We start from the raw sequence: 24,839 nt of genomic DNA on the forward strand, positions 1-24,839 counted from the left end.
ACACTGTGCGCATGCTTGTGTTCACAGTGTTGGCCGTGCTGTTCCTGGCGCTGGCCGCGTTGCGGCTCTTCGGAGTCGATGGCAACCGCTACACGGCGGCGTTGCTGGCGCTCACGCCGTACTGGACGGCCTGTGGGATGGTGCTCGGCATCGTGGCGCTGGCCACGCGGCACTGGTGGATCGGCGCCGGAACGGTGGCGGTCGCGGTGGCGCTGGTGGCCGCCCTGCTGCCCAGAATGGTGCCCGCGACCGAGCAGCCACCGGCGGCCGGCCGGCAGTTGCGGATCATGTCGTCGAATCTTTACCTGGGGCGCGCCGACGCGAAGGCGATCGTCGACCTGGCGCGGGAGCATCGGGTCGACGTGCTCAACCTGCTGGAGCTGACGCCACGGGAGGCCGGTGAGCTGGAGCGGGCGGGCCTGTTCGACCTGCTGCCCTACCGGGTGTTCCAGCCGGTGTCCAATGGCGTGGGGTCGGGCATCGCGTCCCGTTATCCGCTCACCGAGCTGAACCTGACCGGACCGTCCATGCTTCGCCAGCCCAGCGCGCGGGTCGACCTCGGCGGGGTGGCGATCGAGGTCGTCGCCGTGCACGTGCTTCCCCCGACCACCTCGGCAGGAACCTGGAAGAGCGAGATCGCGGGGCTGCCAAGGCCCGGCGAGCCGGTGCGGATCCTCGCCGGCGACTTCAACGCCACGCTCGACCACGCGACGTTCCGCGGGTTGCTCGACGCCGGCTACACCGATGCGGCCGACCGCACCGGCTCGGGATTCTCACCGACCTGGCCGTCACGTGGGTTCCTGCCACCGGTGACCATCGATCACATTCTGGTCGATGCGCGGGTGACGGTGAACGCGTACCGCGTTTTGGAGGTGCCGGACTCCGACCACCACGCCGTCTACGCCGAACTCACTCTTCCTTGAGTCGCGCGTCGAGCGCGGTGAGGGTTTCCAGGGCGCCGTAGGGCAGCGAAATCCCGCGACCGTGCCGGATTTCCGGGTCGCGCGGGTTGATCCGGACGAGCCAGCCGGTGGCCGCGCTGGCGAGTTCGGCGTAACGACGCACCGTGGGCACCGCCTTGCCGGCGCCGATCTCGATGACGACCGGGCGCGAGTGTTTCCGCCGCCACTCGGTCAGCTCGCGCAGCTGACCGTCACTGCGGTGGGAGACCCAGTCGAAGTCGCCGAACATCAGGATGTTGGGCCGGGCGAGGGCACCGCAGTGCGGGCACTCCGGCAGCGGCGGCTTCGCGCGCATGTCGTCGTCGAGGGCCAGCCCCACTTCGTCCGAGGGCCAGATGTCCGGGCCGCACGGTTTCACGCACTGCAGGTGGTGGATCGAGCCGTGTACCTCGGCGACGAGCGGGAAACCGGCCTTGGTGAAGTGACCGTCCACGTTCGAGGTGAGCACGGCCAACGGCCGGCGGGCTCCCCACTTCAGCAGGATTTCGAACCCTTCGTGCGGCTCGGCCGCCCGGTAGAGGTCGAGCCGGTGGCCGTAGAAGCCCCAGGCCAGTTCCGGGTCCTCGGCGAAATGTTGTGGGTCGGCCACCTCGGCGAAGCTCAGCCCGAGCCGCGCGTAAGGCGGGTAGTTCCGCCAGAACCCCTCGTTTCCGCGGAAGTCCGGCAACCCGGAGTCCACGCCCATCCCGGCGCCCGCGCACACCAGCACCGCGTCCGCGCTCCGGATCAGCTCGGCCGCCTGAGTCAGCGGATCGCTACCGGACACTGTCCAGCGGAACGACCTCGAATTCCAGCAGGCTTGCCCCGCTGGCCACCGGTTTCGCCCGCTCCCCGGCGTGGGCGTCCTTGGCCGGCCCGCTCGCCCATGCCTGGAAGGCCTCTTCGGACTCCCACTTGGTGTAGACGAAATAGCGGGTCTCCCCGGCAACTGGGCGCAGCAGCTCGAAACCGAGGAAGCCGGGCTGAGAGTCCACCGCGTGCAGCCGGTTGGCGAAGCGCTTTTCCAACTCCGGGCCGGCGCCTTCGGGCACCTCGATAGCGTTGATCTTCACCACTGCCATGTGACCAGCCTACTCACTAATTGTTATTCAAGACACGCGGTCGGCGAACGCAGCTACAAAGCCTACTCACCTCAGCGTTACAGCTGAGGCCAACCGAGGTTCAATGAACCCGTGATGGTCGACTTCGGCGGGCAAGGGCAGCCGATCGTGTTGCTGCACGGCTTGATGGGCCGTGCGCGTACCTGGTGGAGCGTCGCCCAGTGGCTCACCCGCCACGGCAAGGTGCTCGGTTTCGACGCGCGCGGGCACGGGCGAGGACCCCGCGGCGGCCCGTGGACGACCGAACGGTTCGTCGCCGACGCGGCGGAACTGGTGCGCCCGCTGGGCGAACCGGCCGTGCTGATCGGACATTCGATGGGCGGCCTGCACGCGTTGGCACTGGCCGCGACGCATCCGGAACTCGTCCGCGCGGTCGTGGTGGAGGACATGGCGCCGGACCAGCGGGGCCGGACGGTGGACGCGTGGCGCGGGTACTTCGAGTCCTGGCCGGTGCCGTTCCAGTCGCTGGCGCACGTGCGGGAATTCTTTGGTGACACCGGAAACTACTTCGCGGAGTGTGTCGTCGAGCGTGCCGACGGCTACCACCTCATGGCCGATCTCGAAGATCTGTACGAGATCGCCGGGGAATGGGGACGCCGCGCCTACTGGTCCTTTGTGGACCGTATCGCGTGCCCGCTGCTGGTGATCGAGGCCGAGCACACCGCGATGCCACCGGGCCAGCAGGCGGAGCTGGCCGCGCGCGTACCCGGTGGCCGGCACCTCATCGTCACGGGCGCCGGGCACGTCGTGCACGACACCGCGCCGGACGAGTACCGCACCGCCGTCGAGGAATTCCTGGCCGAAGCACTGTAAACGTTGTGGCTTGCGTGGCGGTGCGGGTAGCGGTGCAAGTGCGTGCCTCACCGCAAGCGGCTTCGCCGCTTATGAAACACCTTGTCCTGTTTCGCCGGGGAGGGCGAAGCGGCCGTCCGGTGCCTGCTCGACCAGCCCGTCCACCAGGAGCGAGTCGAGGCAACGGTCACGCTGGCCGGCGTCGGGCCAGACCACGTCGAGGCTTTCCTTCCACACGGGTCCCTCGCTGCCACGCAGCACGTCCAGCAGGAGGCCACGAACCTGCCGGTCCGTACCCGCGAACTTCTGCACTGCCTTGGCCGGACCCGCGTAGGCCGGGCGGCCCGCTCGTTGCCACGCGCACCTCTCGTGCACGGGGCAGTCGGCGCAGCGCGGCGAACGCGCGGTGCAGACCAACGCGCCGAGTTCCATCAGCGCCGCGGAGAACCGGGCCGCCCGGCCCTGGCCGACAGGCAGCAGCGCCGCCACATCGGCCATGTCCCGCGTGTTCGACGCCGGACCCGCGTCCCCGGCCCCGTGCACCGCGCGAGCCACGACACGGCGGACGTTGGTGTCCACGACCGGAGCCCGCTTGCCGTACGCGAAGGCGGCGACGGCGCGCGCGGTGTACGCGCCGATGCCCGGCAACGCGAGCAGTACGTCCACATCGGACGGGACGACATCGCCGTGTTCGGCGGCGATGGCCGTAGCGGCTTCGTGCAGGCGCAGCGCCCGGCGCGGGTAGCCCAGCTTGCCCCAGGCCCGCAGCACCTCGCCCTGACTGGCCGCGGCGAGCGCCGAGGGCGCCGGCCAGCGTGCCATCCACTCGTGCCAGACGGGCTCCACGCGTGCGACCGGCGTCTGCTGCAGCATGATCTCGCTGACCAGCACACCCCACGGAGTGCACTCCGCGTGCCGCCATGGCAGGTCACGCCCGCAATCGTCGAACCAGTCGATCAGAGTCTCGGCGTCGATGGACACCGCCACAGATTAGGAGCTGCCGTACGGACCGCGTGCGTCGAGGGTGGTGCTGGGCCGCTTCGAAACAGTCTTGTCACAGCACTTCGGTTAGTTCACCGGTTTGCACGTGGTAGACGAACCCGCGCACCTTGTCGGTGTGCAACAGGAAGTCACTGCGCTTCACCCGTTGCATCGACCGCCGCACGCTGTCGGAGACCTCGCGGAACGCCTCCACCGCCCAGGTGGGCCGCAGGCCCGTCGCGGCCTCAAGTTCGTCCTTGAAGTCGTCCTCGGTGACCAGTGACAGGCCGCAGTTGGTGTGCTGGACGATCATCACCTCGCGCGTGCCGAGCTTGCGCTGACTCAACGCGAGTGAGCGGATCACATCGTCGGTGACGACACCACCGGCGTTGCGCAGGATGTGCGCCTCGCCCTGGATGAGCCCGAAGATCTCGAACACCCTGATCCGGGCGTCCATGCACGTGAGGATGCTGACGTGCAGGGAAGGGTTGGGAGACGAGCGGTCCCCGGGGAGTCCGGTTTCGGCATCGTGGTAGCGCTTGAGCAGAACGTCCGTGGCGGTCATAGGTCTATTTGAGCGGGCCGCCATCACTGCCGCAAGGGGTGCGTCGCGCTGGTCACGGGCCGAACCAGTGCTCCTCCATGGTCCGCGGTGGCGCGGAGGTGTTGCGGATCCGGAGCTCGGTGTTCAGGGTGATCACGCGCGGCGCGCCGTGGTCGGCGGAGGCCAGCAGCAGCTTGCCCGCCGCGCGGCCCTTTTCCAGCACCGGCTGGTGGACCGTGGTGAGCCCGGCCCGCTCGGCCTCGGCGATTCCGTCGAACCCGGTGACGGTCAGGTCCGCGGGCACCCGCAGACCGCGTCGCTCGGCCTCGGCCAGCGCGCCGAGAGCCAGGATGTCCGACGTGCAGATCAGCGCGGTGACCTGCGGGTAGGAGTCGAGCAGTTGCCGGGCGGCGGAGGCACCATCGTCCACGGTGTGGTCGAAGCGCTCGACGACCGGCACCTCTGCCCAGTCCACGCCGACCCTGGCGAACGCCTTGGCCAGCGCCTCCAACCGGGTGCGCTGCACGTGGAAGTGCGCGTTCTGCTGCCGTTCCACCGGAACGAACCCGTCGTTGCGGTCGCGGGCCAGCCGCATGCACAGGACGCCGACCTTCCGGTGACCGAGTCCGACCAGATGGTCGGCCAGTTCGGTGATGGCGGCGGCGTCGTCCGGGCCCACCCGGTCCACGCCCTCGACCCGCGGCTGGTCGATGACCACGGTCGGGACCGGCCGCGCGAGCACCGCGGCCAGGTGCGGGTCGTCGTCGGGGACCGAATAGACGACGAAACCGTCGACTCCGGCCCGGTGCACGGCGGCGACGTCGTCCCGGCCGGGACTGGCCGGCACGAGATGTAGCCCGACTCCCGCGCCTTCGCAGGCCAGCGCGAGTCCTTCGAGCACGCCGATGGCGGCCGGGTCACGGAAGGCGTAGGAGAGGTTCTCGGTCAGTAGCAGGCCGACCGCGCCCGCCTTGCGGGTGCGCAGTGAGCGTGCGACCGGGTCGGGACCGGGGTAGCCGAGACGGCGTGCGGTTTCCAGCACACGACGGCGGAGTTCCGGGGACAGTTGGTCCGGGCGGTTGTACGCGTTGGACACGGTTGTCCTGGACACGCCGAGTTCCGCGGCGAGCGACGCCAACGTCGCCTGTCGCCTCATGCGTATAGGACGACCCATACAGGAACCGTAACGGTTCAGAACGAAATCCAGAAGACCGAGGTCGTACGCCTCGCCGCCACAGCGTGCCCGAGGCGACACGGCAGCGTTCGCGCGTTTCGTCGCCGATGAGGTATGGTGAACTCGAAAATCATTTCCAATAAGGCGACAGGGTTCAACTGCCCTGCTCAGGAGTGTCAGATGAGTTTCCGCAAGCCCAGCACACTCGTCCTTGCCTGCGTGACGGTGTTGTCCCTTGCCCTCACGGCATGTGGCGGTGCTAACACTTCGGGTGCGCCGGGCACCGGAAAGATCGGCGTGGTCACGTCCACGGACGTCTGGGGAAGCGTGGTTTCCGCGGTCGGCGGGGACCAGGTTTCCGTCACCTCGATCATCCACGACCCGTCGGCCGACCCGCACTCGTACGAGACGACACCCGGCGACGTCGTCGCGACCGGACAGGCCGAGCTGACCCTCGGCAACGGTGGCGGGTACGACGACTTCTTCACCAAACTCACCGAGCAGGCGCCCAACGCCCGCAAACTGGTCGCCGTCGACATCGCCGGCACCGGCGAGGACAACGAGCACGTCTGGTACAGCTTCACCGGCGTGAACAAGGTCGCCGACCAGGTTGCGGCGCAACTCGGCCAACTCAGGCCGGAGGCCGCGCAGACCTTCACCGCCAATGCCAACGCTTTCAAGGAAAAGGTCGACGCGCTGGCCACCAAGGCGGCGGGGATCGGCGCGAACCATCCGGATGCGAAGGTGCTGATGACCGAACCCGTGCCGCAATACCTGGTGGAGATCGCGAAGCTCACCGACGCCACCCCTGAGGCGTTCTCCCACGCGATCGAGAACGAGACCGACGTACCGCCGGCCACGCTCGCGGAAGTGAACCAGTTGATCTCGGGCAAGCAGATTCAGGTCGTGCTGAACAACGAACAGACGGTCACTCCGACCACCACACAGGTCGTGAACGAGGCGCGGCAGGCCGGCTTGCCGGTGGTCGGCGTGACCGAGACCCTGCCGGCCGGGGCCGCGGACTACCTTTCCTGGATGACCGGTCAGGTCGACGCGCTGGCGGGAGCGGTCGGATGACGAAGCCGGCGGTGGAGATCACTCGCGCGAGCCTCGCCTTCGGCTCCCGCACCCTGTGGTCCGGGCTCGATCTCGAGGTCTCGCCCGGCGAGTTCGTCGCCATCCTGGGCCCCAACGGATCGGGCAAGACCAGCCTCCTCAAGGTGTTGCTCGGCCTGCAGCAGCCGTCGGCGGGGACGGTGCGCATCACCAGCGGGCGCCCGCCCGGATACATTCCGCAGCAGCGGGCCATGCAGGAGGCGGTGACCCTGCGCGGGGTCGACCTCGTGGGGCTCGGGCTCGACGGCCACCGCTGGGGCTTCGGTCTCGGCGGGCTGCGCGAGCGCCGACGGCGCGTGGCCGAGGCGATCGATGCGGTCGGTGCCCAGGCATATGCCGCATCGCCGGTGGGCAAGCTTTCCGGCGGCGAGCAGCAGCGCTTGCGGGTCGCGCAGGCGCTCGTCGGCGAACCCGACGTGCTGCTGTGCGACGAACCGTTGCTCTCCCTCGACATCGCACACCAGCGGGCGGTCAGCGAGCTGATCGACCGGCGCCGCCGCGAAGCGGGCACCGCGGTGTTGTTCGTGACGCACGAAATCAACCCGATCCTGCCCTATGTGGACCGCGTGCTGTACCTCGTCGACGGCCGGTTCCGGATCGGCGCACCGGACGAGGTCATGACGTCTGAGACGCTGTCCGAGCTGTTCCGGACGAAGGTCGACGTGTTCCGGGTCGGCGGCCAGATCCACGTCGCCGGCACGCAGATCGCGCTCTGCGAAGACGAGCCCCACCACGCCGCATCATGAACAGAAACTGTTGTGAGGCGGTTTGCGTGTCAAGTTCCAACACATTCTCGCCAAGGTGACGAAAATGGACAAGCTGTTCGACTTTGGGATGACCTGGCAGTTGCTGGGCTATCCCTTCGTGCTGACCGCGTTGCTGGCGGCTGCCGTGCTCGGCCTGGTCGCCGGCATGCTGGGGCCGCTGATCGTCATGCGGCGCATGTCCTTTGCCGTGCACGGCACTTCGGAACTGGCCTTCACCGGCGCGGCGGCCGCGCTCCTGGTCGGCGTCGGTGTGGAGTACGGGGCGCTCGCGGGCGCGGTGCTCGCCGCGCTGCTGCTGGGCCTGCTCGGCGGCCGTGAGTCCGAACGGGACTCGGTGATCGGCGCGATCCTGTCGTTCGGTCTCGGGCTGGGCGTCCTGCTGCTGTGGTTCTATCCGGGGCGCACCGGCAACAAGTTCGGCATCCTGGTCGGGCAGATCGTGTCCATCCAGACCACCAACCTGATCGTGCTGGTAGCGGCCGCGGTGGTGGTGTTGCTGGTACTGGGCGTGATCTACCGGCCGCTGCTGTTCGCCAGTGTCGACCCGCACGTCGCCGCGGCGCGTGGGGTGCCCGCTCGCCTGTTGTCCGTGGTGTTCGCGGTTCTCGTCGGCGTCGCCACCGCGCTCGGGGTGCAGATCGTCGGCGCGCTGCTGGTGGTCGCGCTGATGGTCACCCCGGCCGCGGCGGCCGTCCGGCTGACCGCGAGCCCGTGGCGCGCGACCGTGCTGGCGGTGGTCTTCGCCGAGGTGGCCGCGCTTGGCGGGATCGTGCTGTCGCTGGCGCCTGGCGCACCGGTAAGCGCCTTCGTCACCGCGATCTCGTTCCTCATCTACCTGATCTGCCGCTTCGTCGCCTATCGCCGGGACTCTGCGCGGGTCGGGAGACAGCTCAAAGACGCAGGGTCGGTGCCCGTGGTGATAGACAACGACGCGGCACGTGGGCGGGGAGGCAGGCCGTCCCCGCGATCAATCGGCACCTGACAACGGATTGTCACGGTTTGGCTACCCGCACACAGTCAATTCAGCGGATGTGCCGAAAGTGTCGTCCGTAGTGCGTTGAGCATGTCGTCGCTCAGGAACGGCAGGTAGCTGCCGGAGACGTTGCGCTCCACCGTTTCCAGCACGACCACGTCGGAGTCGACGAACTGCTGTATCGCCTGGTCCTGGCTGATCTTGTTGGAGGAGAAGGAAAGCATGGTCAGGTTGGAGAACGCGCCCTGCAGATAGCGCGAGGACGCCTTGGTGAACGAATCCCCGTACACCAAGGTCTTCTGGCTCACCTGGCCGGTGACCGGCGGAACGTTCGTGACCGCCGGGGTGTCGATGTCGATGAGCTTGCCGGCGCGGTCGTTGACCCCGTCCGGACGAAGGTCGTAGACGACCTCCATCTTGTCGCCGTGCTTTCCGAGCAGCGGCGGCAGATCGGCCGAACCGGTGTAGCTGCCGATCGCCTTGAACGTCCAGGTCTGGGTCACGCCGGGCTGGACCGCGTTCGCCAGCGCGGCCGCCATGACCAGCCCGCCTTCGGCGCTCCAGTGCGTGTCGTCGGGCGGGTAGACCGCGCGACCCACCTGCCGCTCGGCCTCCTGCAGGCCCGCACGGACGTCCACGATGCCGGCCGAATCGAGCGCTGCCCAGGTGGGTGCTTGGGCCTCCTGCTGGCATTCCTTGCCCGGATAGCTCGAAGGCAGGTGCTGCGGCACCATGGTCGACTTGTCGGGGGGCACCACCCACACGAACTTCCGCCCCGAGCTTTCCACGATGTTGCGCAGTTCGCTGATCCGCGCGATCGTCTCGGGCAGCGGCCGGGTCGGCGCGCACTTGGCTTCGGCGTCGAGGCCGTAGTAGAGCCAGCCGTCGCTGCCCTCCACGACCTGCCGGTAGCCGGCCTGATCAAGCGGCCCCGAACCGCCGTTCGAGGGCGCGGGCGTCGTGGCCCCGGCGGGCGGTGCACTGCCGGGCAGCGGACCGCCGTTGTTCGTACCACTCTGGTCGTGTGGCGCGGATTCACCGAAGATCATTTCGCTGATTCCGTCGGCGGCCGAGATCGCCCACGGGCGGAAGACCAGCTGGTCGGTTCCCCACGAAGCCAGCCCGGTGAAGAATCCCCAGCCGTCGGCCAGGCTCGGGAAACCGGTCAGCCGGCGGTTCTCGATCTCGGCGGGGCGGGCGCCGAACACCCACATCAAGGTTGGGCTCGCGAAGAACACCACCGCGCAGATCAGCGCGATCAGCTGCCGGCCACCATGCCGCGGGCGATGCAGCGCGTGCTCCCTGGGAAGCCATGCCTCGTGTACCGCGGGGAGCTGTTGGGACTCTTGCGCCACGGCAACACGTTATCCTCTCGGCCGTCGGGTTGTGGGCGCTTTCCCCGCGATGACGGTCACTTTCACGTTTCGAAGACCACGGGTACCCATCTTCCGTTTCGAAGAACGTGCGGTCAGTGCAGCATGAGGAAAACCTGCAACTCGCCGACCAGAAAACCGATCAGGCCGCCCACCGCGATCAGCTTCCACTCCTCCTGCCGGAACGCCGGCCGCAACAGGCCCTCGTACTCGCGTGGGGCGAGCGCGAGCATCCGCTCTTCCACCATGTTCGCGACGTCCATCGCCTCGGTCAGGTAACCCTCGGCGTGCCGCAGCGTCTCCGGCAGGCGGGCCAGCGCCCGCGTTGCGGCGGCCTCCTTGATCTCGGCCAGCCGGGCGGCGCCGATGGTCAGCGTGCCCACGCGCCCGGTCTGTTCGTCGATCGCCCTGGCCACCGCCCGGCGCACCAGCGCGACCAGCCGGTCCGACCGGGGTCCGCGCAGGATCGCGGTCAGCAGGTTCGGCACGGTGAGCACCTCGTGCGCGATCAGCTCGCCGTACTGCCGCGCCACCTCCGCGCGCCGGCGCTGGAACTTGCCCTGGACCGTGAACCGGGCCAGCCGCACCGGCTCGCGCGGCACGAAGATCAGCTTGATGGCGAGCCAGTCGGTGAACAGCCCGATACAGCCGCCGAAGGCGGGCAGTACCCACGGGTTCTTCGTGATGGCCCATACCGCCGCCTGCACCAGACCGAGCACGAAGCCGAAGTAGATGCCGCAGCGGGCGATGAAGGACATTTCCGGCCGGGAGGTCTCCCGGATCAGCCGGACCAGCAGCGCGCGGTCGCGGGTGAGGTTCTGCACGGTCATGTGCTTGAGGTCGAGCACGTCGGCGAGATGGCCGGACAGGTCGGTCATGAGCAGGCGGACCAGTCGCGGTGACCCCGCCTGCAACTGCTTGACGATCAGCTCCTTGGCCATCGCGGGAAGCGCTTCCCACAGCGCCGGATGGGTCTCGGCCAGGACGTCACGGGTGATCTCGTCGATGGCACGCAACAACGGCTGCTCGATTTCGCGCGTGATCCGGTCGGGTTCGATCCGCGCGAAGATCTCGTCGAAGTCGAGTAGGTTGGCGGTGAGCAGGTCGGTGGCGATCGCGGCCATGCGCCCGCCGTGCCGGGGAACCACACCCTGCCAGCCGAAGAAAGGCTTGATGCCGACGAAGTCGATCGGCCGGAACATCATCTCGATCGCGACGCGCTTGGTGACGTACCCGATGAGCGCGGCGACGAACGGGATCGCGACGTACAGGGGCCAGTCCACTTCGGAAGAGTACGACGCTATGGTGACGCGCTGCGGCGGGCTTGCACCGCGTGGCTGGTTCACTCCATTGAGTGGACCGTCGGAGAGTGGTCGAACCGGTCGATTCGGCTACTCTGGATGATGGAACTCAGTCGTCCATCCATGCGTGGTGAAGCAGCCGAATGGCGGTATGGAAACCGATATGAGGACCCACTAAGGTTCGGCCATGCCTCCACAGCCCATTCAGTCGATGGAACCTTCCACGACCGCGCCCCAGTTCCCCCTGGTTTTCCGCGGGTACGACCGCCCGCCGGTCGACGAACGGCTCGCCCAGCTCGCCGCCGAGATGAAGGAGCTCGCCGGCAGCCGCGACGAAGCCCTGTCCTCGGTTTCCGAGCTGACCAAGGCCCTGTCCTACGCGCAGAAGGAACTGGCCGAGACCAAGTCCGCGCTCTCCCGGATGGCGACGGACCCGAACAGCGCCGCCACCATGACCGAGCGCGTGCGCACCATGATGTCGCTCGCCGAGGAGGAGATCGCCGAGCTACACGCCAAGGCGGAGGAACAGTGCGCACAGCTGCGCGCCGAAGCCGATAAGTACGCCCTGGACACCCGCAAGTCGACCGAGAAGTGGGTCGCCCTGCGGGAGGAGGAGATGGCCGAGCGCCGGGCCGAGCTGGAGAACCACTACCAGCAGCTGACCGCGAAGCTGAAGGACGAGCACGACGACCTGATGGAGCGGGCGCAGGGCGAGATCGGCCGGCTCAACGCCGAGGCGGAAGCTGAGCGGAGCCGGCTCGACAGCGAGGCGGCCGAGCGCCGTGCCGCCGCCAAGCGGGCGTCCGACGAGGCGCTGGCCCGCAAGACCGCCGAGGTGGAGCAGGCCCTGCAGACGAAGGTCTCGGAGACCGAGGAGTCCCTCACCCGGAAGGTCACCGAGACCGAGGCGGCCCTGGAGAAGAAGGTCAACGAGACCGAATCGGCTCTCGAGCGCAAGGTCACCGAGACCGAATCGGCTCTCGAGCGGAAGGTCACGGAGACCGAAGCGGCTCTCGACAAGAAGGTCACCGAGACCGAGGCGGCGCTGAACAAGAAGGTCACGGAAACCGAATCCGCCCTGCAGAAGAAGGTCACCGAGACCGAGTCGGCGCTCGCGAACAAGGTTTCCGAAACCGAGTCGCGGCTGGCCAGGCAGACGGGCGAAGCGGAGGAGCGGGCGTCCACGCTCGTTGCCGACGCGGAGCGTCAACTCGCCGAGGCCGAGCACAACCGTACTCAGGCGTTCGAGTACCGGCAGCGGGTCACGCAACATCTCACTGCCACCAACGAGGCCCTTCAGGAAGCTCTCAAGGTCCTCGACCAGGAGCAGGTCCCGGCCGGCTGAATCGCGTCGTACCCGTCCCACCGGCCCTGACCGGCCACCCGGCCCTGACCGGCCACCCGGCCCTGACCGGACGGCCCGCCAAGGCGCCGGCCATCACCCGGCATGTCGCCGCACCAAGTCCATCGGTGCGGCAACATGCCGGCCCGACCACCTTCCCCGGCCCCCGCGCCGTGTCCCCGCCTCAGCCCCCTGCATTCCCGCCTCAGGCGCGCGTGTCCCCGTCTCAGGCGGCTGAGTTCTCGCTTCAGGCGCGCGTGTCCCCGTCTCCGGCGGCTGAGTTCTCGCTTCAGGCGGCTGAGTTCTCGTTTGAGGCGCGTGTGTCCCCGCTTCAGGCGTGCGTGTCCCCGTCTCAGGCTGCTGAGTTCCGGTTCCCGGTAGGCCTTGCTCGCGTTTCGTCTGAAGGACATCGGCCGCTCGCTCGGCAATAAATGGCCTACATCGGTGTGACGATGGGCTGGTTGGATGGCGATCTGCGCCCGCCGTCCGACCAATTTGTCCGGCGGGGTGCGGATTTGTCGGTGAACCGGAACCGGGGAGGCTGATGGATACATCGGTTGGGTCGGCGAATCCGGACTCGCCACGGCTCAAGAGGTCGATTGGTTTCTACGGCCTGATGTTCGTGTCTCTCGGGTCGATCATCGGTTCGGGTTGGTTGCTCGGCGCGCTGAACGCGGCGACGGTCGCGGGGCCCGCGTCGATTCTGTCCTGGGCGCTGACCGCGGTCATCATGATGACGCTCGCGCTAATCCATGCCGAACTCGGCGCCGCATATCCGGTCGCCGGCGGCACGGCGCGATTTCCCCGTATCGCCTTCGGCGCGCTGGCCGGGTTCGCCGGCGGCTGGGTGGCCTGGTTGCAGGCCGTGGCGCTGGCGCCGATCGAGGTCGAGGCGAGCCTGCAATACCTCGACAACATCGGTTGGATCAAGGAGCACCTGAACCTCCTTCATCCCGGCAACAACACGCTGACCCTCAGCGGGTTCGCCTGGGCGACCGTGCTGATGGCGGTGTTCACGTTCGTCAATCTGGTGGGCGTGAAAATGCTGGCGGAAAGCAATTCCGCGACCGTCCTATGGAAGGTGGCGGTGCCGGTACTGACCATCGTCGTGCTGCTTTACTTGAGATTCCATCCCGGCAATTTCACCGCGGGCGGCGGTTTCGCACCGGCCGGTGCGCACGGCGTCTTCGCCGCGTTGCCGGTCGGCGTGGTCTTCGCCCTGCAAGGTTTCGAACAAGCGGTACAGGTAGGCGGCGAGGCGCGCAATCCACAGCGGGATCTCTCCCGCGCGATTCTTACCGCGATGGTCATCGGAACAATCGTTTACCTGCTGCTGCAGGTCGCCTTCATCGGTGCGCTCGACCCCGGCAGCGTCGCCGGTGGCTGGTCCAACCCGATCGAGAAGGGCGCCTTCGGCCCGTATGCCACCTTGGCGATCGTCGCCGGAGCGGCTTGGCTGGCCTACGTCCTTTACGTGGACGCATTCGTCTCTCCCGCGGGTACCGGCCTGCTGTACCTCGGCACATCGGCCCGGTTGTCCTACGCGCTCGGCAAGGACAAACAGCTGCCCGAGGCACTGGGCAAGCTCAGCATCCGGGGCGTTCCGATGTGGTCGATCCTGCTCTCGTTCGTGGTCGGCGAGATCGCGTTCCTGCCGTTCCCGAGCTGGCAGTCACTGGTCAGCGTGGTCACCTTGGCGACCGCGATCATGTACGCGTTCGCCCCCGTTTCCCTGATCGCGCTGCGCCGGCGCGACCCGGACCGGCCGCGTCCCTACCGCACTCCCGCGGCGCACGTGCTCGCTCCCGCCGGGTTCGTCGCGGCCAACCTGGTCATCTACTGGTCCGGGTTCGACACCACCTGGAAGATCATGGTGGCGATCGTGGCAGGCGTGCTCCTCTTCGCCATCACGTACCTGCGCCGGCGCCCCGCCGACCGGCCCGAGGTCGCGTGGCGCTCCGCCGTGTGGATCCCGCCTTGGCTGCTCGGCAACCTGCTGATCGGCTACCTCGGCCGGTACGGCGCGAGTGGCGAGATCGGGGTGTTGCCGGAATGGGTAGACCTCGCGGTCGTCATCGGGTTCAACCTGGCCATCTTCTACTGGGCGATCACCCAGGCGCAGCCCGCGCACAAGGTCCACGATGCCGTCGAGGCCGAACGCGTCGAACTACAGGTCTAGCGCCGTGTCCCCGCTTGAGGATGCAGTGTCCCCGGCTCAGCCAAGCGAGTTCCGGGTCGAATTGCGAGTTGCCTGATCATGCGCGCGTCCCTCGACCCGCACGCCGCCGCACAAACCTCCGCGCGAAAGCCCGGTTATCCCTGCCATGGCGGTAGCTTCGGCTCCATGACCGCCGCGACCTGTTTCGCCAGATCACAGGTATGCACCTTCGGTGCGTCTCCTGCGTAGCCGCTCTGGGAGATTTCGACCGTGGCAGCCTAGGGCGCGTGCACCGCGAAGATCACCCCGCAGCCGTCGTCCCGGCCGTCCTCGCCGGTTGTCATGTCGTTCAGCCACGCTTGGTGCGAAGCCGACGCACCGACCCTGCGACGCTTCTATGCCGAGTTGCTCGGCTGGAACATCGCGGTTGACCAAGACATGGACTATGGCCTGGTTAGCGACGGTGAACAGCCACCTGTCGGCGGAATTGGACAGGCCGGCGAAGGCGACCGCCACCCGGCCGGAGTGGTCGCCTGTTTCCCCGTTGCAGACCTCGACGCGGCGCTTTCCGTCGCGCAGCGCCTGGGCGCAAACATCGCGATCGACCCTTGGGAGATCCCCGGGCTCGGACGGATGGTCGTCGTTACCGACCCCGAAGGCAACCGAATCGAGCTAATGTCCTGCTGACTGAACATGCTCGACGAGTCCCCGACGCGGCCTGGGCGGTGCGGCCGGGTTTAGCCTCATCGCGTGAGCTTCAGCGCCTACGGTCACCATGTACGTAACCCGACGCTGCCCTACCGGCACCGGGTCTCGGCGCTTCGCTCGTGCGTTCAGCTGTACCGGCCGCTCGGCTTCGAGGCGACCTTGAGCTTCCTCCGGCAGTTGGCGGGACCGTTCGAACGTGATGGGACCGCACTCCTGCGGGCGCTCGACGCCCTCGCCGCCAGCCGGGCCGGCTGGCACGCAGAGCTGCGCCGATACGCCGCAGCCCGCCGGGTCGCCAAGGCTCGCGGTCAGCGCAGTCCGCACCCACGTGAGCCGAACCCAAATCAAGGCCCACGCTGCTGGTACGGCGCACCCCGCCGGGGAGCCCTCCACGCGTTGGCGTTCTGGCAATGCCGTCGGCTACCCGCTTTGCTGGCCACCGGCGACCCGATCGCCGCGGAGATCGACGCCTACGTCACCGCATGCCTGCTCGCCGAAGGGGACCTCACGCTCGTCGATCACCACGCTCTGGTCGCTGCGTGTGACACGCTCCGACAGCGCATCCACGAAGGACGGAACGCCGACCCCAAACTCTTCCAGAGCGCTCGGCAGTTGCCACTGCTCGCGCACTTCGTCCACGTCGCCGCCAACGCTCCGGTCGATGGTCTTGCCGGCTCCACCTAACCCCAGCCGAAGCGTATGCCGGAGAATCCGGGAGAACCGTCGAGCAGGAAAACGACGGTTCAGAAACGGTATTGATCCGGAACCGGCAGGTAGACTAGATCCGCCGGTCAGAATTGGTAATAGAGGAACGGGCTGAAGGTGCCGTTGGCGACGAGGATTGCGGCGTAGGCCAGGCCGACGGTCATCACGCCGACGCGCAGGCTGATCGCGGGCCGGCTGCGGGAGGACTCGAGCAGAGGTCCGGTCACCGGCTGCGTCGGCAGCAGGACGACGAGGAGTGCGGCGAGCAGGATCACGACGCGCTGGTTGGTCAGCGCGCTGTTGACCACGTCGGTCAGCCCGGAGAAGTCCGGCAGGAACATGTGCCCGATCATGGTCAGCGCGTGCCCGATGTCGGCGGACTTGAAGAACACCCACCCCAGCACGACGAGCACCAGCGTCAGTGCCCGGCGGGCCAGGCGAGGGAGCCGCGCGGCCGGGGACAGGTCCAGGTTGAACGCGCGCTCGATGATCAGCAGGGCGCCGTGGTAACAGCCCCACACCAGGAACGTCCAGTTCGCGCCGTGCCAGAAACCGGTCAGCACGAACACGATGCACAGGTTGCGGTAGGTCTTCGCCGCGCCGAGCCGGTTGCCGCCCAGGGGGATGTACACGTAGTCCCGGAACCAACGGGACAGCGACATGTGCCATCGGCGCCAGAACTCGGTGATCGTGACCGACGAGTACGGCCGGGAGAAGTTCTCCGGCAGGCGGAAGCCGAGCATGCGACCGAGACCGATGGCCATGTCGGAATAGCCGGAGAAGTCGAAAAACAGCTGCAGCGTGTAGCCGACGGCGCCGAGCCAGGCGACGCTGAACGTCATATCCGCCGGCGGGGTGGCGAAGCAGGCGTCGACCATCGGGCCCAGCGAGTCGGCGATGATCGTCTTCTTGCAGAGGCCGAGGGCGAACCTCGGGAAGCCGGCGGCGATGTCGTCGAGGCGGTGCGAACGCTGCTGCGGGAGCTGGTCGGCGATTTCCCGGTAACGCACGATCGGCCCGGCCACCAGTTGCGGGAACATCGCGATGTAGGTGACGAAGGACACGGGGTTGCGCAGCGGTTTCCGCTCGCCACGGTAGATGTCCACCACGTAGGAAATGTGGTGGAAGGTGAAGAAAGAGATTCCGATGGGCAGCGCGAGATGCGTAACCGGGAAGTCCCCGCCGAACAGCCGGGCCAGGAAGTCGAGTTGCTGCGTGGCGAACCCGGCGTACTTCCAGATCACCAGGATTCCCACATCGAAGCAGAGCACGCCGATCAGCAGGGTCCGCCGCCGCTTGACCGGGGTCGGCCGGTCCGGCTCCAGGACCAGGCCGGCGGCGAAGTTCACCACCATGCAAGCCAGGAGCAGCAGGGTGAACGCCCCCGCGCCGCTGGCGTAGAACACCAGGCTGCCGATGCCCACGACCCCGTTGCGCCAGCTGCGCGGCAACACCAGCACGGCGACCAGCACCGCCGGCAGGAAATACCACAGGAACAGTGGCGAAGCGAAAGACATCGGTGCGCGGGCCCCCTGTGTTACGGACAAGCCTGCTGACCTTAACCCAAACGGGCACCGTTCTGAACGCGATGTCAGTAATCGTTGACGAACTCGCTGCGCACAGTTTGATCGGCGATGCCCTGGTCGGCCCCACCATCCCGGTTGGGCGGCCGTGGCCATCCGGACGGTCGCCGCGGCGTTGGTGGTCCTTCCCGATCAGGTGATGAATTCGAGTTCGTTCTGCGTCAGCTGACCCGGATATCCGATCCGAGGACGCGCGGCGAAGGCGCTTTCACGCTTGGGGAATCGATCTGCTGTCGAATTGCCAGTTACTGAAACGTCCGGCATCGGCCGAGGCCAGCGCCGGTGTAACGCAGGCTTCCGCTGTCGGTCTGGCCGTTTTGTCCATACCATCTTCACGGGGACTCCGCCGTTCGGGTTACGGCCGGAGACGCCGTTTCAGGGGTCGGCGGGAGGGTGGCGATGGCCGGCGATTTCTGGGAAATGTTGAATCAGGCACAGCGCGAGACGGTCCGTGCCGCTGCCCAGGTGCGCCGGTTCCGCCCGGGTACCGCACTGATGTGCGAGGGCGACCAGGACCGCTCCGTGCTGGTGCTCGTATCCGGGTGGGCCAAGGTCACCACGGCCTGGCCGGGCGGGCACGAGGTGGTGCTCAACGTGTGCGGGCCGGGCGACATCGTGGGCGAGACCTCGGCGATGGACGGCGCCCCGCGTTCCGGCGCGGTCGTCGCGGTCGACGTGGTGACCGCGCTGGCCCTTTCCGTCGAGCGGTTCGCCCGCATCATCCGGGCCCACCCCGACATCTCCACGATCGTGTCGCGGGTCATCACGGGTCGCCTGCGTGCCGCCGACGCGCGCCGTCGGCAGTTCGCCGAGCTCAGCACGCCCGGCCGGATCGCCGAACTGCTCGCCGAACTCGCCGAGCGCTACGGAGTGTCCACTTCGGAGGGTGTGGTGGTGGACCTGCGCATCAGCCAGCAGGACATCGCCGCGATGACCGCGGCGTCCCGGGAGACCGCCGCCCGCACGCTGCGCACGCTACGCGAGGCGGGCGTGATCAGCACGGCGCGCCGGCGGCTGACCATTCATCGTCCCGACGCGCTCCGCACCTTCAACGCCTGAGTCGTCGGTGCATGTCCGGCGAACCCGCCGGACATGCGGACGGCGGGTTCGCCGCTCCAGGGATCCGGTGGTTCGAGGCCAAGCCCTCAAACGCGACCGGCGACCCGGCGACGGCGGGCCACCTCGGCGAGCAGGACCGCGGCCGCCACCGACGCGTTGAGCGATTCGACGCCCGCTGCCATCGGAATGGACACCGTGACATCGCAGGTCTCGCGGACCAGCCGGGACAGGCCGCGGCCCTCGGACCCGACCACGATCACCAGCGGGTCCGCCGCGAGGTCGAGGCCGTCGATGTCGATCGAGCCGTCGGCGTCGAGGCCGGCGATCATGAGACCCTCGTTCGCCCACGCCTTCAGTTGCCGGGTCAGGTTCGTGGCCACGGCGATCGGCAGGCGCGCCGCCGTACCCGCGCTGGTCCGCCAGGCCACGGCGGTGATCCCGGCGCTGCGCCGCCCCGGGAGCAGCACGCCGTGCGCCCCGAACGCGGCCGCCGACCGAACCACGGCGCCCAGGTTGCGCGGGTCCGTGACCCCGTCCAATGCGACCAGCAGCGGCGGCTCACCCGAGTCGCGCGCCGTCGCCAGCAGGTCGTCGGGGTGCGCGTACTCGAACGGCGGCACCTGGAGCCCGAGACCCTGGTGCACCGCCCGGTTGGTCTTGCGGTCCAACTCGTCGCGCGGGATCTCCAGGATCGAGATGCCCCGGTCCGCCGCCAGCCGCACGGCCTCGGTGACCCGGTCGTCGGCGTCGATGTTCAGCGCGACGTAGAGGGTCGTGCCCGGCACGCCGGCCCGCAGCGCCTCGACGACGGGGTTGCGCCCGGCGATCACCTCGGGGCCATCGGCCTTCTTGTCCCTGGCCTGCGCCACCTTGGCGGCGGCCGCGGCGCGGCGCTGGGCCGGATGGCCCTTGCGCTGCTCCGCACGTGGGGTCGGGCCCTTGCCTTCCAGGCCCTTGCGCCGCTGGCCGCCCGAGCCGACCACGGCGCCCTTCTTCGAGCCGGGCTTGCGTATCGCGCCCTGGCGTCTGGAATTACCAGCCATCTGAGATTACGCGTCCTTCACTGTCCACAGTGGGCCATCTGGGGTGTCGTCCACCGTGATTCCGGCCTGCAGCAGGCGGTCGCGGACCGCGTCCGCACGGGGGAAGTCACGCGCCGCGCGGGCCTGCTGCCGTTCCGCGAGCAGGTCTTCGACCAGGCCCTCGAGCGCTTGCCGGGCCGGGGCGTCGACGCCGGCCGACTCCGCCCACTCCGGCGCCAGCGGGTCGAGCCCGAGCACGCCCATCATCGCCCGCACCGAACCGGCCGCGGCCCGGGCCTGCTCGTCCTGGCCGGCTTCGAGTGCGGCGTTGCCCTCGCGCAGCACGTTGTGCACCACGGCGATGGCGGTCGGCGTGGCCAGGTCGTTGTCCATCGCCTCCACGAACTCCGCAGCGGGCTCGCCGGGCGTGATCACCCCGGAGCGGCCGGCGCGGTGCAGGAAATGCTCGATCCGGCGGTACGCCTGGGCCGCCTCGGACAGCGCGCCGTCGGAGTACTCGATGGTCGAGCGGTAGTGCGGCTGGATCAGGTAGTACCGCAGTTCCGCGGCCCGGTGGCGCTGCAGCATCTGATCGATGGCGACGACGTTGCCCAGCGACTTGGACATCTTCTCGCCGGACAGGGTCACCCACGCGTTGTGCAGCCAGAACCGGGCGAACGGGTCACCGGCCGCCTGCGACTGGGCCCGCTCGTTCTCGTGGTGCGGGAAGACCAGATCCACGCCGCCGCCGTGGATGTCGAACTCGGCGCCGAGGTAGGCGGTCGCCATCGCGGAGCACTCCAGGTGCCAGCCGGGTCGCCCGTGGCCCCACGGTGTCGGCCAGGACGGCTCGCCCGGCTTGGCGCTCTTCCACAGCGTGAAGTCGCGCGGGTCCCGCTTGCCCTCGGCGAGGGTCTCACCCTGCTGGACCTCGTCGAGCCGCTGGCGGGACAGCGCTCCGTAGCTGGGAAAAGTGCTCACGGAGAAGTACACGTCTCCGCCGGAGGCGTAGGCGTGCCCGGTTTCGATGAGCCGTTCCATCAGTTCGATCATCTGGGTGACGTGCCCGGTCGCCCGCGGCGCGATCGACGGGGGCAGGCAGCCCAGCCGGGTGTAGGCGTCCTCGAACGCCCGCTCGTGCCGGAATGCCCACTCCCACCAGGTCGAACCGTTGTCGGCCGCCTTGGTGAGGATCTTGTCGTCGATGTCGGTCACGTTCCGCACGAACAGCACGTCAAGTCCATTGTGGAGCAGCCACCGGCGCAGGACGTCGTAGTTCAGCGCGCCGCGGACGTGGCCGATGTGCGGGACTCCCTGCACGGTGGCCCCACAGACGTAGATCGACGCCGTTCCGCTGCGGACGGGATGGAACTCCCGCATGCTCCGGGTCGCGGTGTCGTAGAGGTGTAGGGCCACTCTGAAATGGTACGGGCTGGGGTGCGAACTTCTCGGGCGGCACCCGATCGAGCACAGGTCGGCCGCCCGCCCGGCGCCTTCTCCGTGGGGATCGACCGGATATCCGACCCCGAGCCGGGCAAGCGGCGTTCGACCTGCTCACGCCCGGAGTCGGCCGGATGGTGATCTACGGGACCACCAGTGGCGAGGCATCCCGGGCCGACCCGCGGCAGGTGTATCACCGTGGCGTGCAGGTCACCGGCTTCTCCTCCACCGCATTGGCCGCGGAGCGCTCGGCAGCGCTGCGGGACGAGGCGTTCGCCCTGTGTGGCCGCGGTGGGCCTGGCCACTGGAGGAGGCCGCCACGCCGCATCAGGACTTCGAGGAGCGCACCACGATCGGCAAGAGCATCCTCCTCGCGTGACCCGGGTGGCCCCGGAAAACGCGGTCAGAAACGGCCTTCTACGCCGATTCCGTGCTCCCGCAGAGCAGTGAGCAGGCCGTCGGTGCGCTCGACCGTCGGTAGGGGTTCCACCAGGGCGAACCGGCAGCCCAGGGCCCTTGCCCCGCCGTCGGCCTCCTCGCTGTCGCCGACCATGAGCGCGTTTTCCGGTGCCACGCCCAGCCTCTCCAGCAGCGTCCGGAAGATCGCCGGATCCGGCTTGATGGCCCCTTCCTCGAAGGACAGCACGAACTCGTCCACGTAGCCGTCCAGGCCGTGGGCGGCGAACGCCGGCCGGATGTCGAAGGCGATGTTGCTCAGCACGCCGACCTTCAGGCCCTTGCCGGCCAGACCTTTGAACGCGGCTTCGGCGTCGGGGTAGGGCGTCCATTCGGCCGGGTCGATCACCCGCGCGTACAGCGCCTCGGCCTGCTTCGGCCGCAGCCCGGACCTCCGCAGAACCTCGAGGTAAACCTTCACGTGCAGGGCGGGATCCAGGTCGCGGTTCTCCCAGGCGTACTGGTACTCCTCGGAAAGCTCCACGACCTGACCGGAGGGGGCGGTCATCCGGCGAATGATCTCGGTCCGGGCCTCGATGTCGAGGGCGGCCCCGTTGTCGTCGGTGAATTCGGCGAGCCAGCTGGGGTCTTGCTCCAGCCGGAAGACCGTGCCGGAGAAGTCGAACATCACGGCCTGAATCGTCACGCCGGTCAGGTTAACCGGGAGAGTGTGGCGCGGTCGGCGACATGTGACGCAGCCGTCGCCTACTCGGCAGCACTTGACAACGGGGGAGGCACCAGCAGCGCGCTGGCCACGGCGGCGATGCCCTCGCCACGTCCGGTCAGCCCGAGGCCATCGGTGGTCGTCCCGCTGACACTGACCGGTCCACCGGCGGCCTTGCTCAGCACCTCCTGCGCTTCCGCGCGCCGGGTGCCGATCCTGGGCGCGTTCCCGATGACCTGCACCGAGGCGTTGCCAAGGCGCCAGCCGGCGGCTTCGACGCGCCGGCGTACCTCGGCGATGAACTCCGGCCCGTGCGCGCCTTCCCACCGCGGGTCGCTGGTGCCGAAGACGACACCGAGGTCCCCGAGTCCGGCTGCGGAAAGCATCGCGTCGCACAGCGCGTGGGCCGCCACGTCGCCGTCGGAGTGTCCCGCGCAGCCGGGCACGCCTTCCCAGCGCAGCCCCGCGATCCAGCACTCCCGGCCCTCCTGGACGGGATGCACGTCAGTCCCTGTGCCGATCCTCACCTTGTTCCGTCCCTGTCCATCGAGCCGCCGCTGCTCATGCTTGTTGTGCCAGCAGCGCCTCGGCAACGGCCACATCGAACGGCGTGGCCAGCCGCAGCGCGTTCGGATGTCCGGCGACCGTCCGCACGGTACCGGGAGGAAACGACATCGGGTCGATACCACGGGCGCAGGCATCGCGCAGGGCATTTCGGGCATAGCCGAGCGGCGTCTGCAGGGTGCGCAGGCGGGTGCGGTCTTCAGTGGCCGTGATGACGCCGTCCGCGCCGACGAGTTTGACCGTGTCTGTCACGGGTACTACCGGAGCGACGGCTTCTGCCCCACGCCTGACAGCCTCGACGACCGAGCGAATCGTGGCCGCCGGAACGAACGCACGCGCCGCGTCGTGAAGGAGGACGACATCGCAACTTCCGGCCGCCTCGAGGGCGCACCGGATGGAGTCGGCACGGGTCGCCGCCGCGGGCAGTACCCGGCAGCGTGCGCCGGGTACTGCCCGTACGATCGATTCGGCCCCAGTTGGTGCCGCCACCACCACGTGATCAACACAACCCGACTCGGCCAGGCCGCGAATCGCGTGGGCGAGCAGCGGCTCACCGCGAACAGCGACGCGAATGGCATCGATATCGGCGACCAGAAGAGCGACCACCTGCATGCTTATCGGCGGCTCTGGCCGCACTCTTGTGGACATGGCGCGTTCGGTGGTCACCTCGTGTGCCACCCCGCGCCCTTGCCGGGCACCGTGGCTGGACTCAGACCGTCGCGGTCTCCAGCACCTCGTCGAGCAGGGTCTCGGCCTTGCTCTCGTCGGTGCCCTCGGCTAGTGCGAGCTCGCTGACCAGGATCTGCCGCGCTTTGGCCAGCATCCGCTTCTCGCCCGCGGACAAGCCACGATCCTTTTCTCGCCGCCAGAGGTCGCGCACCACTTCGGCCACCTTGTTCACGTCGCCCGAGGCGAGCTTCTCCAGGTTGGCCTTGTACCGTCGAGACCAGTTCGTCGGCTCTTCGGTGTGCGGCGCCCGCAGCACGTCGAAAACGCGGTTCAGACCATCCTGGCCAACGACATCCCGCACGCCGACGATCTCGGCGTTGTCGGCGGGCACGCGAACCGTGAGATCCCCTTGCGCGACTTTGAGGACGAGGTACTGCTTTTCCTCGCCCTTGATCACACGGGTCTCGATGGCTTCGATGAGTGCGGCACCGTGGTGCGGGTAGACGACGGTCTCTCCGACCTTGAAAACCATGTGTCCTCTGCCCCTTTCGCTGCGTCCATATTAACACGCCGCGCGAGCGCCCACCTAGCGGGCCGAGATCGTCCTTGCAGGTCAGGGCACTGTTGGCGGTGCTCCGGGGGGTTGACAAACCTGGCGGCGGCGTGCTCATGCAGGTGACTCCGCGGATGATCAAGAATCCACTGTGGACGGTTCAGGTGGGCCAGGTGGCACCGGGTTCCGCCGCCCGGAAACGGTCGAGCTAGTCTGCGCAGTGGAAATCGCGGCCTCTAGGAGGGACTGAAGACCGTGAAACGTCGTGTGCTCAGCTCGGCCGTGCTCGGCCTTGGGGCCGCCTTGGTGCTTGCGGGCTGCGGCGCGGGGCAGATCACCCAGACCAGCACCATCCTGCCCGCTGCCGATGGCGCGGCCGGAGAGGCCGGATCGGTGTTCGTGCGCAACGCAACCCTGGTCAACCGCGACACGTGCGAACAGGCCTACCCGGCCGGGTCGAATGCCCCGCTGCAGCTGACCATCGCCAACACCGGCCCGGCCGACGACGAACTGGTCTCGGTCAGCTCGGCGAACGCGACCAGTGCCGCCATCGAGGGGCAGAAGACGGTCGTCGCCGGCAGCACGCTCGTCGTGGGCACGGCGAACGAGGCGAACTCGCTGGCGGGCACTCAGAACCGGGTCGGCCAGGCGAACGTGACCCTCAACGGGCTGAAGTCCGTCGTGTGGCCAGGACAGACGATTCCGGTCACCTTCGCCTTCCGCGACGCCGGCTCGGTCACCGTCAACCTGCCGGTCGGCGCGCCGACGAAAACGCTTTCCTGCCCGCCTCCCACGCCCGGGGCCGGTGCCTGACGGCGTCTGAGGGCCCCGGG

25 protein-coding genes are annotated in these 24,839 nt (G+C 68.5%); 11 read left to right on the plus strand and 14 right to left on the minus strand.

Annotated features, from left to right (window positions below):
- Positions 1-11 precede the first annotated feature (11 nt).
- Positions 12-923 carry an endonuclease/exonuclease/phosphatase family protein gene (locus A3CU_RS0114400; protein WP_027942889.1) on the plus strand — a complete coding sequence of 304 codons (912 nt, stop codon included), beginning with the start codon at positions 12-14 and terminating at the stop codon, positions 921-923.
- On the opposite strand, the gene A3CU_RS0114405 is transcribed toward A3CU_RS0114400, so the two are convergent.
- Together A3CU_RS0114405 and mhuD are read right to left on the minus strand one after the other, a co-directional pair.
- Positions 910-1,728 (minus strand): SIR2 family NAD-dependent protein deacylase, encoded by an 819-nt coding sequence (locus A3CU_RS0114405; protein ID WP_027942890.1) that lies wholly within the window; start codon positions 1,726-1,728, stop codon positions 910-912. The two genes, A3CU_RS0114400 and A3CU_RS0114405, sit on opposite strands and share 14 nt — an antisense overlap.
- Positions 1,718-2,023, minus strand: a complete 306-nt coding sequence (gene mhuD / locus A3CU_RS0114410) for a mycobilin-forming heme oxygenase MhuD (protein ID WP_027942891.1) — start codon at positions 2,021-2,023, stop codon at positions 1,718-1,720. Before mhuD ends, A3CU_RS0114405 begins: the two co-directional genes overlap by 11 nt.
- Before the next feature lie 114 nt (positions 2,024-2,137).
- Here mhuD and A3CU_RS0114415 point away from each other — a divergent pair, with 114 nt between their 5' ends.
- Entirely contained in the window at positions 2,138-2,875 is a 738-nt protein-coding gene (locus A3CU_RS0114415; protein ID WP_027942892.1) for an alpha/beta fold hydrolase, read from the plus strand.
- A gap of 69 nt (positions 2,876-2,944) precedes the next feature.
- On the opposite strand, the gene A3CU_RS0114420 is transcribed toward A3CU_RS0114415, so the two are convergent.
- From A3CU_RS0114420 to A3CU_RS0114430, 3 genes are all read right to left on the minus strand, one after another.
- On the minus strand, positions 2,945-3,829 hold the full coding sequence (locus A3CU_RS0114420) for an HhH-GPD family protein (protein ID WP_425388244.1): 885 nt from the start codon (positions 3,827-3,829) through the stop codon (positions 2,945-2,947).
- Positions 3,830-3,908: 79 nt separating this feature from the next.
- The gene (locus tag A3CU_RS0114425; RefSeq protein WP_027942894.1) at positions 3,909-4,400 is read right to left on the minus strand and encodes a beta-class carbonic anhydrase; all 492 of its coding nucleotides are present in this window, start codon (positions 4,398-4,400) and stop codon (positions 3,909-3,911) included.
- 52 nt (positions 4,401-4,452) lie between these two features.
- Complete coding sequence (locus A3CU_RS0114430) at positions 4,453-5,553, minus strand: LacI family DNA-binding transcriptional regulator (protein WP_027942895.1); 1,101 nt, start codon at positions 5,551-5,553, stop codon at positions 4,453-4,455.
- A 180-nt stretch (positions 5,554-5,733) separates the two neighbouring features.
- On the opposite strand from A3CU_RS0114430, the gene A3CU_RS0114435 reads away from it, so the two are divergent.
- The 3 genes from A3CU_RS0114435 to A3CU_RS44805 all read left to right on the plus strand — a co-directional run bounded on the left by A3CU_RS0114435 (position 5,734) and on the right by A3CU_RS44805 (position 8,418).
- Entirely contained in the window at positions 5,734-6,630 is an 897-nt protein-coding gene (locus tag A3CU_RS0114435) for a metal ABC transporter solute-binding protein, Zn/Mn family (RefSeq protein WP_027942896.1), read from the plus strand.
- Positions 6,627-7,415, plus strand: coding sequence for a metal ABC transporter ATP-binding protein (locus tag A3CU_RS0114440; RefSeq protein WP_027942897.1), 789 nt, complete (start codon positions 6,627-6,629; stop codon positions 7,413-7,415). Before A3CU_RS0114435 ends, A3CU_RS0114440 begins: the two co-directional genes overlap by 4 nt.
- Before the next feature lie 64 nt (positions 7,416-7,479).
- Positions 7,480-8,418, plus strand: coding sequence for a metal ABC transporter permease (locus A3CU_RS44805; RefSeq protein ID WP_052371735.1), 939 nt, complete (start codon positions 7,480-7,482; stop codon positions 8,416-8,418).
- A gap of 35 nt (positions 8,419-8,453) precedes the next feature.
- Here A3CU_RS44805 and A3CU_RS0114450 read toward each other — a convergent pair whose 3' ends face one another.
- Positions 8,454-9,764: an alginate O-acetyltransferase AlgX-related protein gene (locus A3CU_RS0114450; RefSeq protein WP_027942898.1), complete on the minus strand. Its 1,311-nt coding sequence runs from the start codon at positions 9,762-9,764 to the stop codon at positions 8,454-8,456.
- 113 nt (positions 9,765-9,877) lie between these two features.
- Positions 9,878-11,065: a DUF445 domain-containing protein gene (locus tag A3CU_RS0114455; RefSeq protein WP_425388242.1), complete on the minus strand. Its 1,188-nt coding sequence runs from the start codon at positions 11,063-11,065 to the stop codon at positions 9,878-9,880.
- A 229-nt stretch (positions 11,066-11,294) separates the two neighbouring features.
- On the opposite strand from A3CU_RS0114455, the gene A3CU_RS0114460 reads away from it, so the two are divergent.
- From A3CU_RS0114460 to A3CU_RS44810, 4 genes are all read left to right on the plus strand, one after another.
- Positions 11,295-12,428 carry a coiled-coil domain-containing protein gene (locus A3CU_RS0114460; protein ID WP_052371723.1) on the plus strand — a complete coding sequence of 378 codons (1,134 nt, stop codon included), beginning with the start codon at positions 11,295-11,297 and terminating at the stop codon, positions 12,426-12,428.
- A gap of 541 nt (positions 12,429-12,969) precedes the next feature.
- Positions 12,970-14,604, plus strand: a complete 1,635-nt coding sequence (locus A3CU_RS0114470; RefSeq protein ID WP_027942901.1) for an APC family permease — start codon at positions 12,970-12,972, stop codon at positions 14,602-14,604.
- Between the two features lie 321 nt (positions 14,605-14,925).
- On the plus strand, positions 14,926-15,270 hold the full coding sequence (locus A3CU_RS0114475; RefSeq protein WP_027942902.1) for a VOC family protein: 345 nt from the start codon (positions 14,926-14,928) through the stop codon (positions 15,268-15,270).
- Positions 15,271-15,333: 63 nt separating this feature from the next.
- The gene (locus A3CU_RS44810) at positions 15,334-15,975 is read left to right on the plus strand and encodes a hypothetical protein (RefSeq protein WP_043841114.1); all 642 of its coding nucleotides are present in this window, start codon (positions 15,334-15,336) and stop codon (positions 15,973-15,975) included.
- A gap of 107 nt (positions 15,976-16,082) precedes the next feature.
- Here the strand turns inward: A3CU_RS44810 and A3CU_RS0114485 are convergent, their stop codons facing one another.
- Positions 16,083-17,513: an MBOAT family O-acyltransferase gene (locus A3CU_RS0114485; RefSeq protein ID WP_027942903.1), complete on the minus strand. Its 1,431-nt coding sequence runs from the start codon at positions 17,511-17,513 to the stop codon at positions 16,083-16,085.
- 465 nt (positions 17,514-17,978) lie between these two features.
- Here A3CU_RS0114485 and A3CU_RS0114490 point away from each other — a divergent pair, with 465 nt between their 5' ends.
- Complete coding sequence (locus A3CU_RS0114490; protein ID WP_027942904.1) at positions 17,979-18,638, plus strand: Crp/Fnr family transcriptional regulator; 660 nt, start codon at positions 17,979-17,981, stop codon at positions 18,636-18,638.
- 86 nt (positions 18,639-18,724) lie between these two features.
- Here the strand turns inward: A3CU_RS0114490 and rlmB are convergent, their stop codons facing one another.
- The 6 genes from rlmB to A3CU_RS0114525 form a co-directional block, all read right to left on the minus strand.
- Positions 18,725-19,681, minus strand: a complete 957-nt coding sequence (gene rlmB / locus A3CU_RS0114495) for a 23S rRNA (guanosine(2251)-2'-O)-methyltransferase RlmB (RefSeq protein WP_027942905.1) — start codon at positions 19,679-19,681, stop codon at positions 18,725-18,727.
- 6 nt (positions 19,682-19,687) lie between these two features.
- Entirely contained in the window at positions 19,688-21,076 is a 1,389-nt protein-coding gene (gene cysS / locus A3CU_RS0114500) for a cysteine--tRNA ligase (protein WP_027942906.1), read from the minus strand.
- A gap of 427 nt (positions 21,077-21,503) precedes the next feature.
- The gene (locus tag A3CU_RS0114510) at positions 21,504-22,202 is read right to left on the minus strand and encodes an HAD family hydrolase (RefSeq protein ID WP_027942930.1); all 699 of its coding nucleotides are present in this window, start codon (positions 22,200-22,202) and stop codon (positions 21,504-21,506) included.
- A gap of 59 nt (positions 22,203-22,261) precedes the next feature.
- A complete protein-coding gene (gene ispF, locus A3CU_RS44815; RefSeq protein WP_043841118.1) occupies positions 22,262-22,747 on the minus strand; it encodes a 2-C-methyl-D-erythritol 2,4-cyclodiphosphate synthase in 486 nt (161 codons plus the stop codon).
- A 34-nt stretch (positions 22,748-22,781) separates the two neighbouring features.
- Entirely contained in the window at positions 22,782-23,450 is a 669-nt protein-coding gene (locus A3CU_RS0114520; RefSeq protein ID WP_245617077.1) for an IspD/TarI family cytidylyltransferase, read from the minus strand.
- A gap of 43 nt (positions 23,451-23,493) precedes the next feature.
- A complete protein-coding gene (locus A3CU_RS0114525) occupies positions 23,494-23,985 on the minus strand; it encodes a CarD family transcriptional regulator (protein WP_027942908.1) in 492 nt (163 codons plus the stop codon).
- A 276-nt stretch (positions 23,986-24,261) separates the two neighbouring features.
- On the opposite strand from A3CU_RS0114525, the gene A3CU_RS44820 reads away from it, so the two are divergent.
- Positions 24,262-24,819, plus strand: coding sequence for a copper chaperone PCu(A)C domain-containing protein (locus A3CU_RS44820; protein WP_342668912.1), 558 nt, complete (start codon positions 24,262-24,264; stop codon positions 24,817-24,819).
- The last annotated feature ends 20 nt before the right edge of the window (positions 24,820-24,839 follow it).

It is taken from the genome of Amycolatopsis taiwanensis DSM 45107 (assembly GCF_000519205.1).
GTDB classification, from domain to species: domain Bacteria; phylum Actinomycetota; class Actinomycetes; order Mycobacteriales; family Pseudonocardiaceae; genus Amycolatopsis_E; species Amycolatopsis_E taiwanensis.